The organism is Nonomuraea sp. NPDC049309 (genome assembly GCF_043196965.1).
Taxonomy (GTDB): Bacteria; Actinomycetota; Actinomycetes; order Streptosporangiales; family Streptosporangiaceae; genus Nonomuraea; species Nonomuraea fastidiosa.
Genome location: NZ_JBICSH010000002.1, coordinates 916,286 through 928,792 on the forward strand (window position 1 = coordinate 916,286; position 12,507 = coordinate 928,792).

The 12,507-nt window shown below is 70.4% G+C and carries 10 protein-coding genes; 2 read left to right on the top strand and 8 right to left on the bottom strand.

The window, feature by feature from the left end; translation table 11 throughout:
* Positions 1 to 307: hypothetical protein (locus ACGFIM_RS18220; RefSeq protein WP_393201620.1), on the top strand; the 307-nt coding region annotated here is incomplete at its 5' end.
* 1,317 nt (positions 308 to 1,624) lie between these two features.
* On the opposite strand, the gene ACGFIM_RS18225 is transcribed toward ACGFIM_RS18220, so the two are convergent.
* The 3 genes from ACGFIM_RS18225 to ACGFIM_RS18235 all read right to left on the bottom strand — a co-directional run bounded on the left by ACGFIM_RS18225 (position 1,625) and on the right by ACGFIM_RS18235 (position 6,037).
* Entirely contained in the window at positions 1,625 to 2,671 is a 1,047-nt protein-coding gene (locus ACGFIM_RS18225; RefSeq protein ID WP_393201623.1) for a threonine aldolase family protein, read from the bottom strand.
* A gap of 663 nt (positions 2,672 to 3,334) precedes the next feature.
* Entirely contained in the window at positions 3,335 to 4,291 is a 957-nt protein-coding gene (locus ACGFIM_RS18230; RefSeq protein WP_393201626.1) for a D-alanine--D-alanine ligase, read from the bottom strand.
* A 420-nt stretch (positions 4,292 to 4,711) separates the two neighbouring features.
* On the bottom strand, positions 4,712 to 6,037 hold the full coding sequence (locus ACGFIM_RS18235; RefSeq protein ID WP_393201629.1) for a PLP-dependent aminotransferase family protein: 1,326 nt from the start codon (positions 6,035 to 6,037) through the stop codon (positions 4,712 to 4,714).
* Between the two features lie 178 nt (positions 6,038 to 6,215).
* Between ACGFIM_RS18235 and ACGFIM_RS18240 the strand changes: the two genes are divergently transcribed.
* Entirely contained in the window at positions 6,216 to 6,833 is a 618-nt protein-coding gene (locus tag ACGFIM_RS18240; protein WP_393201632.1) for a GNAT family N-acetyltransferase, read from the top strand.
* 678 nt (positions 6,834 to 7,511) lie between these two features.
* Here ACGFIM_RS18240 and trxA read toward each other — a convergent pair.
* The 5 genes from trxA to ACGFIM_RS18265 form a co-directional block, all read right to left on the bottom strand.
* Positions 7,512 to 7,826, bottom strand: a complete 315-nt coding sequence (gene trxA, locus ACGFIM_RS18245) for a thioredoxin (protein ID WP_393201634.1) — start codon at positions 7,824 to 7,826, stop codon at positions 7,512 to 7,514.
* A gap of 10 nt (positions 7,827 to 7,836) precedes the next feature.
* The gene (gene trxB, locus ACGFIM_RS18250; RefSeq protein WP_393201636.1) at positions 7,837 to 8,769 is read right to left on the bottom strand and encodes a thioredoxin-disulfide reductase; all 933 of its coding nucleotides are present in this window, start codon (positions 8,767 to 8,769) and stop codon (positions 7,837 to 7,839) included.
* 486 nt (positions 8,770 to 9,255) lie between these two features.
* Positions 9,256 to 10,296 carry an anti-sigma factor family protein gene (locus tag ACGFIM_RS18255; RefSeq protein WP_393201638.1) on the bottom strand — a complete coding sequence of 347 codons (1,041 nt, stop codon included), beginning with the start codon at positions 10,294 to 10,296 and terminating at the stop codon, positions 9,256 to 9,258.
* Complete coding sequence (gene sigM / locus ACGFIM_RS18260) at positions 10,286 to 10,921, bottom strand: RNA polymerase sigma factor SigM (RefSeq protein WP_393201640.1); 636 nt, start codon at positions 10,919 to 10,921, stop codon at positions 10,286 to 10,288. Before sigM ends, ACGFIM_RS18255 begins: the two co-directional genes overlap by 11 nt.
* A 15-nt stretch (positions 10,922 to 10,936) precedes the next feature.
* Positions 10,937 to 12,457, bottom strand: a complete 1,521-nt coding sequence (locus ACGFIM_RS18265; protein ID WP_393201642.1) for a protein kinase family protein — start codon at positions 12,455 to 12,457, stop codon at positions 10,937 to 10,939.
* Between the last annotated feature and the right edge of the window lie 50 nt (positions 12,458 to 12,507).

The following is a 12,507-nucleotide window of genomic DNA, read 5'->3' on the forward strand; positions in this document are numbered from 1 at the left end:
CGAGCGGCGCGCGACCGGGGCGAGTGGCAATCCGACCGGCGGGCGAGGATCCACCCAGGCGACGGACGACTCGGCGACGGATGACCCGGCGACGGGTGACCATCCGAGCGTCGGCCGACAGGCGACCTACCCGGGCGCAGGGCGATCCGAGCGGCGCGCGACCGGGGCGAGTGGCAATCCGACCGGCGGGCGAGGATCCACCCAGGCGACGGACGACTCGGCGACGGATGACCCGGCGACGGATGACCCGGCGACGGGTGACCATCCGAGCGCCGGCCGACAGGCGACCCACCCGGGCGGTGAGTGAACGACCGAAGCGGTGGCTGGAACGGCGGGTGGGCGGCCAGCGCGGCGGGCGTTACGAGGCGCCGCCCCTTCACGGCGCTCGTCAACGCCCGGCAGATCGCCATGTACCTCGCCCGCGAACTGACCGACCTGTCGCTACCGACTGCTCACTGTTCATGTTGGGCGCTCGTGGCTCGGGCTGGGTGGTCACCGTGTGGGTCGGTCATCCACCGCTCGGGTCGGGTGGTCCGCCGTCGCGCCTCCGTCCTTGGCGACCAACCCGTCGCCGATGCCTGTGGCTTGCTGTGGGGACTGCCTGCTGCACTCGCATGGGCTGCCACGCGATGTTTCACGTGAAACATCGGGGTGGGCTGGAGCTTGGTGGTGGCGCTCGGCCGGAACGGACGACGGGGTCGTCGGTCGAGTGCTGGGTGGCAGGCCGTCGCTGGGGCGCGGCTCGAGTGGAAGCGGCGAACAAGGCGCTGGAGTGGTGTGCGCAGGGTTCCTGCGTAGCGCGAGTGGGGGGTAGACGCGAAGTGCAGGAGTTGCGAGCGGGGGGTAGACGCGGAGTGCAGGGGCGTGAGTGGGTGTGTGGCGACGGCCTACTGGGTGGGTGTGTGACGACGGTTTGCCGTCGCAGTGCACGACGGGCTGCAATGAGGATGCGGGCGCGGCGGTGCGTATCGGCCGCGGTGGGCAGGCAGCGGCCGCGGCGAGGGGCTTCGACGGCGGAGTGTTTCACGTGAAACCTTCGGCCTGACGCTGGATGCCTCTGGTCCGGCGAATGGCTCTGTTCCCGGGGGTGGCTCGAACTCGTTGGCCGTGCTGTGCCCGGCTCCTTCCGCCTGTCTGGTGGCCACCTGCGGGTAGAGCGCGACGTTGGTGGCGGTCGGTGTGGCGGCGCCCCAAAGTCTTGGCGTTGAGGGGATGCCAGCGTCGGAGCCGTGCATAACGGGGGCTATGGACGGTTGAGGCTGGCTGATCGGATGACGGCAGCGGCAGCCCGCCTTTGCGTTGACGAAGTGGGGAGTCCACGTTGACGGCAATAGGGGTGCGTCTGTGTGCTGGCGGCGCGGGGAGTGTGCCTCCGTGTTTCACGTGAAACACGGAGGCGCTTCTTTGTCGCGCGGTGAGCGAGAAGGCTGTCGTGGGCGGCTCTCACTCTCTGCCTCGGTGGGCTTGCGCTCGTTAGGCGACGGCGCTTGCGGTGTGTGGAGAGCGACCGAGGCGCGGTGGTCGTCTTGCATCTTGCCAAGCTCGCCTGTGGTTGGTGCGCGATGTTTCACGTGAAACCAGGGGAGTGACCACTGTGGGAAGAGCGGGATCAGCGGGCGGGGGGTTACGCGGTGGCGGCCTTGCGGATGTCGTCCAGGAAGTCGTCCACGTGTTCCGGGGTGGTGTCGAAGGCGGTCATCCAGCGGACGGTGCCGGCGGTCTCGTCCCAGAAGTGGAACAGGTAGCGCTGCTGGAGGGCCTCCGCGACCTCCCTTGGGAGGGTGGCGAAGACGGCGTTGCTCTGCACCGGGTACGCGAGCGAGACCCCCGGGATGTCCGCCAGCCCGGCGGCCAGGCGGTCGGCCATCTGGTTGGCGTGGGCGGCGTTCCGGCGCCAGAGGTCGTCCGTGAGGAGCGCCGTGAGTTGCGCGGAGATGTAGCGCATCTTCGAGGCGAGCTGAAGCGACTGGCGGCGCAGGAACGGAATGGCGTGGGACAGCGAGGAGTCGAGCACCACGACGGCCTCCGCCGCGAGTGCGCCGTTCTTGGTGCCGCCGAAGCTGAACACGTCCACGCCCACGTCGGTCGTAATCGCCTTGAGGTCGCAGCCGAGGTACGCGGCGGCGTTGGCGAGGCGGGCGCCGTCGACGTGGAGACGCAGGCCGTGCGCGTGGGCCTTTTCCGCGAGGGCGGCGATCTCGGCGGGGGAGTAGCAGGTGCCGAGTTCCGTCACCTGGGAGATGGAGACGACGGTGGGCTGCGGCTCGTGGTGGCTGCCGACACCGCCCAGGCGGGACTCGATGTCGGCCGGGCGGAGCTTGCCGTCCTCGGTCGGGACCGTCAGGAGCTTCACGCCGAGCAGACGCTCCGTCGCGCCCGTCTCGTGGGTGGCGATGTGGGCGCTCTCGGCGCAGATGATGCCGTCGTAGCGGCCGAGCATGGGAGCCAGGCCGACCATGTTGGCGCCCGCTCCGTTGAGGACGGCGAAGCCCTGCGCGTCCGGGCCGAACACCTCCTTGACCTTCTCCTCGAATAGCGCCGTCCACTTGTCGTCGCCGTAGGCGGGTGCGTCGCCGTCGTTCGCGGCGGCCATGGCTTCGAGGATCGTCGGGTGCACGCCTGCGTGGTTGTCGCTGGCGAAGCTCTTGGGGTACGTGGAATCGAACAGCACACGGTAAGGCTACTGAGGTGGGTTCGAGGGGTTCTCTCGCGTGTGCGCGTGGGGCTGGCATGTCGGGCTCGGCGATGCGCCGGCCGGCGGAGAGCGGTTCGTGGGGCGGCTGACGTGACGGGCTCGTTCGGCGGGCTGGTGGTGATGGAGGATGGCGCGGCAAGGCGTTGTCGCGAGCGGGGCGGCACGGTGAGTAGCGCGGTGAGGCGGGGTGGCGCGGGCGGCAAAGGAGCGCGGTGGGTCGGGGTGTGGTTGGTCCGATGGTGAAGTTGCGCCCCGGGCGCGGGGGGGCGTGGCGCCGGGGACAGGCGGTGTCGTGGTCCGGGGGTGGCGGAGTCGCGGCCAACGCGGGTGGGGGAGCGGTGGTGGGCGGGTGGTGTCGTGGTGCGGGGAAGTCGCGGGGCCAACGCGGGTGGTGTCGTGGTCCGGGTGGTGCGGGGAAGTCGCGGGGCCAACGCGGGTGGTGTCGTGCTCCAGTGGTGCGGGGAAGTCGCGTGATCGACGCGGGTGGGGGAGTGGTGCGGTGGGCAGGTGGCGCCGTTGAGTTACGCGGCGGGCCCGGTTGCGCGGAGGAGTCGCGTGGCAGGCCGGGGTGCGGAGTCGTGGAGCGGCCCCTTGGATCGGCGGGGCCGCCCTTTCGATGTCAGGAGGCGGTCGCCGGGATCAGCGGGATGCGCGGGCGGCGGCGATGCGGAGGAGGGTGTGGCAGAGCTCGCCCAGATCCTGGCCGGCTGCCTCGGCGGACATCGGCAGGAGGGACGTCTCCGTCATGCCCGGCGCCACGTTCACCTCAAGGAAGTGGGGCACGCCGTCGGCGTCCACGATCAGGTCCGTACGGGAGATGTCGCGCAGCCCCAGCGCCGTGTGCGCGGTCACCGCGGTTTCCGCGCAGGCGGCGGCGGCCTGGGCGGACAGGCGGGCGGGGGCGAAGAACTCGGTGTGGCCGGCGGTGTAGCGGGCGGCGTAGTCGTAGACGCCTTCGTCGGGGACGATCTCCACGGCGGGCAGCGCCACCGGCCCCTCGCCGAGGTCGACGACGGAGACCGCCACCTCGACGCCCTCGACGTACCGCTCGATGAGCGCCGTGTCGCCGTACGCGAAGCAGCCCACCATGGCGGCGGGAAGTTCCTCGGCCGTACGGACGAAGGAGGCGCCGAGCGCCGAGCCGCCGCGCGCGGGCTTGACGAACAGCGGCAGGCCGAGGCGTTCCACGATGCGGCCGAGCACCACGGAGGCGCCGAGGTCGTGGAAGGTCTCCTTGGGCAGGGTGACGGACTCGGGAGTGCGCAGCCCGACCGACCGGACGACGGCCTTGGCGGTGGGCTTGTCGAAGGCCACCCGGCACGCGTCGGGGTCGGCGCCGACGTACGGGACGTCGAGCAGCTCCAGCACGGAACGGATCGCGCCGTCCTCGCCGGCACCGCCGTGGAGGGTGACGAACACGGCGTCCGGCGGGTCGGCCAGGATCGAGGGCACGAGCGAGGCGTCGGTGTCCCTGGTCTCCACGGAGATGCCCGTGGCCCGCAGCACCTCGCTCACCCGGCGGCCTGAGCGCAGGGACACTTCCCGCTCGTAGGAGAGACCCCCGGCCAGCACGAGCACGTGGCCCAGATCGCTCATCACTTCTCCTCCGCTGACGACACGCGCTCCAACCGTACCGGCGTTGGGGATCAGGGGTGTACGTGAGGTGCTATGTGGGGCGATCCCATCCCATCTCAGCCGATCGGAAGGGGACCTCTTGGTGCTGGGATGAGGATGCGGATACGAGGGGGCGTCCCGCCTCGATGAGCGGTCTCCTTCCCGGTCCAGAGGGCGCGCCGGCGCCCCGCGCCCGGAGGCCCGTACCCGGAGGCCCGGGTGTCCGGAAGGCCCGTGTCCGCAGGCCCGTGTTCGGAGGTTCCGTGTCCGCAGGCCTGTGCCCGGAGGTCCCGTGTCCGCAGGCCCGGGCGTCCGGAGGCCTGTGCCCGGAGGCCTGTGCCCGGAGGGGCGCTCGTCCTTCCGAAGAAGGTGAGCGGGCGCCCCTCCGCTCGACGAGGTCGGCTAGGCCAGGTCGGGGCCAGGGGTGTCGACGCCGTGGTGGTCGCGTGTGGACCCGGTGCCGAACGTGTCCCGCAGCTGCATCTCCTGCTCGATCACCCCGGCCAGCCGCCGCACGCCTTCACGGATGCGGTCGGGCTCGGGGTAGCAGTACGACAGCCGCATGTGGCGGGCGCCGCTGCCGTCGGAGTAGAAGCCGGTGCCGGGGACGAACGCGACCCGCTCGGCCACGGCCCGCGGCAGGATCGCCTTGGAGTCGAGCCCTTCCGGCAGGGTGGCCCAGACGAAGAAGCCGCCTCCGGGACGCGTCCACGTCACCTCGGGCGGCATCAGCGATTCGAGCGCGTCGAGCATCGCGTCGCGGCGTTCGCGGTAGAGCTCGCGGAACGACTTGATCTGCTCGCGCCACGGCTGCGTGGCCAGGTATTGGCCGACGGCGAGCTGGGTGAACGACGAGTGCGACAGCACCGCCGACTCCATCGCGAGGATGAGCTTGTCGCGTATGGCGTGGGGCGCGAGCGCCCAGCCGACGCGGAAGCCCGGGGCCAGCGTCTTGGAGAACGAGCCGAGGTAGACGACGCCGTCGGGGTTGTCGGCGCGCAGCGCGCGCAGCGGCTCGCCGTCGAAGCCGAGCAGTCCGTACGGGTTGTCCTCGATGACCAGGATCCCGGCCCGCTGGCAGATGTCGAGCACCTGCTGGCGGCGGGCGATGTTGAGCGTGACGCCGGCCGGGTTCTGGAAGGTCGGGATGGTGTACAGGAATTTGACGGGCGCGCCCGCGGTCTCCAGCGCGTAGATCGTCTGGGCCAGCGATTCGGGGACGATGCCCTGGTCGTCCATGGCGATGTGGACGACTTTGGCCTGGTACGCGGCGAACGTGCCGAGGGCGCCCACGTACGAGGGCCCTTCGGCGAGCACCACGTCGCCAGGGTCGATGAAGATCCGGGTGATGAGGTCGAGGGCCTGCTGCGACCCGACGGTGACGACGACGTCGTTCGGCCCGGCGTTGATCCCCTCCAGCTTCATGACCTCGCAGATCTGCTCGCGCAGGTGCGGGTCACCCTGGCCGGAGCCGTACTGCAGCGCGACGGGGCCGCGCCGCGTGACCAGGTCGGCGACCAGCTCGCCGACCATGTCGAGGGGGAGCGCCGTGACGTACGGCATGCCGCCGGCGAGCGAGACCACCTCGGGCCTCGACGCGACGGCGAAAAGAGCTCGGATCTCGGAGGCGACCATCCCGGCAGCTCGTGCGGCGTACCGATCGACGTAGGCGTCGATGCGCGACCCTTGGGTCGCGGGTGTCTGACCGTGATCCAGCTCTTCTGTCACGGCCCACCTCCTAAGTGTCGTATATCGGACTGAAATACCAGATTACGCCAGACGGACATGTCGCCCGTGACCGGGCTGGACCGTCGTGGTGTCCGCTGACGACATCTGTACTGGGCTACGATGCCACCTGTGGACGCGGTTTTCGCGCGCTTTTCCGGGTCAACGATAGGGGCGGTAGTTGTCGCGCCGGCTGGTCAACATAACCCTGGACAATCTTGATGATCTGCCTCGCCGCTGCCGGCGGTGCGTGTTCTGGGAGCTGGATCCTGCGAACGGCGAGCGGGCGCTCGGCGCCGGCGACCCGGCGCTGGAGAAGGAGGCGTGGCTGTCCAGCACGCTGCTCGACTGGGGCAGCTGCGGCAAGATCGTGTACGTCGACGGGGTGCCGGCCGGGTTCGTCCTCTACAGCCCGCCCCTTTACAGCCCGCGTTCCGCGGCCTTTCCGACCTCGCCGGTCAGCGCCGACGCGGTGCTGCTGATGACGGCCCACATCATTCCCGAGTTCTCGGGCGGCGGGCTCGGCCGCATGCTGATCCAGGGTGTGGCCAAAGACCTGACGCGGCGCGGGGTGAAAGCCATTGAGGCTTTCGGGGACTTGAAGTGGGAAGAGCCTAGTTGCGTAGTTCCAGCGGAATACTTGCTTTCTGTGGGGTTTAAGACGGTGCGTCCGCATTTGCGTTTCCCGCGGTTGCGCCTGGAACTGAAGACCGCCGTCTCGTGGCGTGAGGACGTCGAGGTGGCCCTCGAACGCCTTCTGGGCCATATGAGTCCCGAACGGGCTCTCCGTCCCGTCTGACGGCCCTCACAGCCCCGCACGAAGCCCTCCGCCAGCGGATGGTCATCGAGACCCCGCCGCCGCGACCGCCCATCGGAGGATCGCGTCCGGAGGGCGAGGCAGCCCGTCGGCTCTGAAGCGCCTCATCGGGAAGACCACCTTCATCGAAGGCGAGGCCTGCTCGTCGGCGGACCCGTCCCCATCGGAGGAGCGAGCGGCCCGCCCAGAGAGCAGGTCACCGGCCACGCCCGACGCAGCCGGCCGAGCCTCGGGCTGCGGAGCTGGTCGGGCCTCGGGCTGCGGAGCTGGTCGGGCTTAGGGGTCGGATCGGGCTGACGGCAGGGTCCGGCTGACGGGGCGGTCGGGCTGACGGCAGAGTCCGGCTGATGGGGCGGTCGGGCTGACGGCAGGGTCCGGCTGATGGGGCGGTCGGGTGGAGGTCCGTCCGGGGCGCGGGTTGCCGGTTCGGTCGGGCTGCGGGGTCGGTCGGGCTGCGGGGTCGGTCGGGCTGCGGGGTCGGACGGGCTGCGGGATCGGACGGGGTTCGGGCTGCGCGGCCGGCCGGGCCTCGGCTGCGGGCTTCGGCGCGGGAAGGTCCCGGGGCCGGGGACGGGGAAGCCCCTCGCGGTCGGTGACCGTGAGGGGCTTCCGTAGGGCGCAACTCGTCCCCCGAGCGGCGGAGCACCGCCTGAGGGCGTGCTAGATGATGCCCTCGAGCTCGCGCAGCAGCATGGCCTTCGGCTTGGCGCCGATGATCTGCTTCACGACCTCGCCGTTCTTGTAGACGTTCATCGTGGGGATCTGGAGCACACCGTACTGGCGCGGAACCTCGGGGTTCTCGTCGATGTTCAGCTTGACGATCTCCAGCTTGTCGCCGTGCTCCTTGGAGATCTCCTCGAGGATGGGCGCGACCTGACGGCACGGGCCGCACCACTCGGCCCAGAAGTCGACCAGGACGGGCTTGTCGCTCTTGAGGACCTCGGACTCGAAGTTGGCGTCGGTGACAGCCTTCACGGTGCGCTCCTTACTTGTCGTTGTTGGCCAGCCAGCGCTCGGCGTCGAGCGAGGCGGCACAGCCGGTGCCGGCCGCGGTGATGGCCTGGCGGTAGGTGTGGTCGACGACGTCGCCGGCGGCGAACACGCCCTCGATGTTGGTGGCCGTGGAGGGGTGGGCGACCTTGATGTAGCCGTTCTCGTCGAGGTCGATCTGGCCCTTGACCAGCTCGGTGCGCGGCTCGTGGCCGATCGCGATGAACAGCGCGTCGGTCGCGAGCTCGCTCTCCTCGCCCGACTTGACGTTGCGCAGCTTGACCGCTTCGACCTTGGCGTCGCCGATCACGTCGGAGACCTCGGAGTCCCACACGAAACGGATCTTGTCGTTGGCGAACGCCCGGTCCTGCATGATCTTGCTGGCCCGCAGCTCGTCGCGGCGGTGCACGACCGTCACCATGCGGCCGAACCGCGTCAGGAAGGTGGCCTCCTCCATTGCGGTGTCGCCGCCGCCGACGACCACGATGTCCTTGTTGCGGAAGAAGAACCCGTCACAGGTCGCACACCAGGACACGCCGTGACCGGAGAGCCGCTTCTCGTTCTCCAGGCCGAGTTCGCGGTAGCGGGAGCCCATGGCCAGGATGACCGACTTGGCGTAGTAGGTGTCGGTGTGGGTCTTGACCACCTTGGGGTTGGCCCGCAGATCGACCTCGACGACGTCGTCCGCGATCAGCTCGGCACCGAACCGCTCCGCCTGCTTGCGCATGTTGTCCATCAGGTCGGGGCCCATGATGCCGTCGGGGAACCCTGGGAAGTTCTCCACGTCGGTGGTGTTCATCAGCGCGCCGCCCGCGGTGACGGAGCCCTCGAAGACAAGCGGCTTGAGCTCGGCACGAGCGGAGTAGACGGCCGCCGTGTAACCGGCAGGGCCGGAACCAATGATGATCACGTTACGAACGTCGCTCAACGCTCCACGCCTTCCTCGTCTGTCGATGCCACCGGCGACAACAGATCCTAGGCCGCAGTGATTCCCGCCCTACCCCACAACGCCGGTGCAAACGAAAGAGCCCGCCGAATGCGGGCACTGACATGGGGCTTCACGGTTTCCGGATGCGCCGGCGACCGGGGCAGGACCCTCGGCGACCGCATCACGATCTCACGTGAGCGGGTCAGGACCCTGAACGACCGAGCGTGGGGCTCCGGGTGACGCCGGGCGGCGGCAGGGGCTCCCGGGTGACGCCGACGTCGCCGTGCCGACGCCGGACTCTCCCGTGACACCCAGGTTGCGGGTACGAGGCTCCACGCGACGCCCAGGAGCCGGTACAAGGATCCACGCGACGCCCAGGAGCCGGTACAAGGATCCCGTGACACCCGGGTGCCGGTATCGAGATGCCCGAGTGTCGCGGCCGGGCCCGCGAAGCGGGACCCGGCCGGACCTTGAGACCTTCGGGTGCTACCAGCGGCCCAGTGCGGGCTTGCGCAGGTTCTTGCAGTTGAACGGATCGACGACGTCGATGCGGATCCTCTTGGCCGCCTGGTTCTTCCAGCTCGCGACCACCAGCGCCTCCTGGCCGTTGTACTGGCCTTGGTCGACGGCGAAGACGTCGAGCTTGGAGCGGTTGGAGACCGCGGCGACGCACTTGCTGACCTTGTCGGCGTCGTTGGAGTCGCCGTGCAGCGCGGGAGCCGGAGCCAGGAAGCCCTCAAGGGGCAGGCGCAGCTCGGGGTCGCTGTAGTTGTGGTCGCTGTTGGTCAGAGCGTAGCCGCGGGCCGACGGGGTCGCACGGATCGCGCTCCGCGTGGGCTCGGCGGCGGACGTCTGCGGCGGCAGCGCCACGGGCGCGGGCTCGGCGGGCGACTGGCCGCCCGCGGTCAGCAGGCTGGTGCCCGCCACCACCGTGCCGGCCACGACGGCTGCGGCCGCGGCCGCGACCGCGGGCACCGCCCAGCGGCGCCGCCGGATGGCCCGGCGTCTGGCCGGGACGATCGTGCCGTCGTCGGCGACCACGCCGAGCCGGACCGGCTCGGGGGCACCGGCGGGTTCGTCCCGCTCGAACCGTGCGGGCTCGGTGGTCTCCTCGAGCCGCGCGGGCTCGGGAGCCTTCTCAAGCCGTACGGGCTCGGAGACCTCCTCGAGCCGGGCAGGCTCGGGAACGAGCCGCACGGGCTCGGAGACCTCGGCCGGGCGCTCCCACGGGGCGTCCCGCATGAGCTCATCCCAGTCCGGTGGTTCCGCGAGGCCGACACCTCCGGCGCGGCGGGATTCCGCCTCGGCGGCGAGCGCCTTGTCGATGCGTAGTGCGACACCCATCGGCATGGCCGGTGTGGGCGTCGCGGCCAGCACCTCGCGAACCGCCGCCAGGTCGGCCAGTAGCTCCCCGCAGGGGTCGCAGACCGCGAGATGCTCGCGGACCTGGCGTGCCGTGTCGGCGTCCAGGAGACCCTCGGCCAGATCGGCGAGGGTGTCCAGATCGTAGTGCGTATCACCCGTCACGAAGTTCTGCTCCCTTCGCGGATGAGACGCGATTGAGGGTGGTTCGGTTCCGCAGATGCGAAAGAATTGGGGCAAGTTTCGCGCGCCCTCGGGCGCACCGGCTCTTCACCGTGCCACTCGGCACTTGCAGCACTTGAGCTGCGTCTTCGACTGAGTAGCCCATCATGTCCACCAGCACGAGCGCGGCCCGCTGGTCGGCGGGCAGCAGCTTCAGCGCGGCCGAAACCTCCATCGAAACTTCGCGCTCGACGGTCTGGTCGGGCAGCGGGGTCTCGCGCTCCGCGGCCTCGATCAGCTCGTCGTCGGCGACGGGCCGTACGGACTTACGGCGCATCCTGTCAAGGCAGGCGTTGACCACGATGCGGTGCAGCCAGGTGGTGACGGCCGCTTCGCCGCGAAACGTGGCGGCTTTGCGGTAGGCAGAGACGAAGGCGTCCTGCACGGCGTCGGCGGCCTCGTCGGGGTCGCCGAGCGTGCGCAGGGCGACCGCCCACATGCGGTCGCGGTGTCTCTTGACGATTTCGCTGAAGGCGCGTGGATCCCCGTGGATATGTGCGGTCAGCAGCTCGGCGTCTGTGAGCGCCGGCCGCTCCGCTGCTGAGGGTGTCTCGGGTGGGGAGTTCACAAGAGAGATTCCTGATTATGCCGATCCGGGAGAGTGCACCACTACCTCATAGATGGTGCCATGAAAAGTGCCCGCATCCATCGGAACGCGCGTAAACCAGATCAAAACGTACTGGCCGGTTGCCGGTTGTTCCGGGGCGAGAGTGGTCTTACCTGCGGCGTTCTTCTTCGTGGCCACCGTCTTGAGCGCGCCGAGCTCGGGCGCGTCGCCCACCTTCAGCTCGACGGTCGCGCCCGGCGCGTCGGACAGCGTAGCGACCACGTCGCTGATCTGCACGGACTTGCCCATGTCGAGCAGCAGGCCCACACCGTCCTTGAGGCGGCCCAGGTCGGCGCTGGTGTAGGTCTCGGTCTTCCACAGCGTGCTCGGCTTGCCGTCGATGGCCAGCTTGGCCAGGTCGGGCTTCTCGTCGCCGTCGCCGAGCGGGTCGAAGCCCTGCGCCTTCACCGGCTTGATCACCTGCGCCTGCGCCGTCTGCGACGGCTCGGCGGACGGGCTGGCGGTGGCCGTCTGGGACGTCGCAGGGCTGCCCAGGCTGCGGCCGATCGTCCACGCGCCCACGCCCACGGCGGCGATCACGAGCAGCACCACCAGCGTCATCAGCACGCGGTTGAGCTTGCTGCCGCCACCGCCGGCCGGGCGGTACTGCGGCACCGGCGGCAGGGGAGGCGGCGACGCCGGCTGCTGCCGGTGGGCGATGTCGAGGCCCTCGGTGTGGGAGGCGGAGGCCACCGCAGGGGTCGAGGGGTAGGAGATGGGGATCGGCATCGGCCTGGCGACGTCGGCCAGCGCGTCGGCCACCTCGGCGGGACTGGCGAGCGCGCCCTGGCCCCTGCGCGACTCGGGCAGGCACGCGCGCACGGTGACCGTGTCGAGGTAGCTGGGCACGCCCGCGGTGACCTGGCGGGGCGTGCAGAAGTGGCCGTCGGTCATCGGGGCGGCGGGCAGGCCGCCCTCCTCCTCGTCGCCCGGCCAGTGGCCGGTCAGCCCCGCGTACAGCAGGCGGCCGAGGCCCTCGGCGTCGTCGAGCGCGGGCTGGTCGGTGGTCAGGCCGTACATGGCGGCGTCGACGGCCACGCCGAGCACCTTGACCGTGTTGCCGGTCGTCCACACCAGGTGGGAGGGGCGCAGGCACAGGTGGTAGAGCTGCGCCTCGTGGGCGTGCGCGAGCGCCTCGGCGGCCTCGGCGACGAGCCCGGCGGCGCGCTCAGGCTCCAGCGGGCCGTTCGCGAGCAGGTCGGTCAGCGACTCGCCGGTGACCCACTCGCTGACGACGTAGGCGTGCTTGTCGTCCTCGGCCGCGTCGAAGACCTGCGTCAGGCGCGGATCGGTCAGCCGGCTGGCCGCGCGGGCGGCCGTGACGACCTCGTGGACGCGCGGGAAGTCGGGCGCGAACGTATGGACGGCGACGGGACGAGCGAGGATCTCGTCGATGGCCTTCCACAGGGTGGCGCCGTCGGACTCGCTGACGCGGTCCTCCAGCCGGAAACGCTCGGCGAGACGGGTGCCGGGTGCGACGGCCGACGTGCTGCTCACTGGCTCACTCCGCTTGGCCGATCGGGCGTGCTCATGGTGTGACTCACCTG

Bases quoted from the DNA above. Each gene is read 5' to 3' on its own strand.
- ACGFIM_RS18230 (WP_393201626.1), bottom strand. From the start codon at position 4,291: ATGAGCGATCTGGGCCACGTGCTCGTGCTGGCCGGGGGTCTCTCCTAC.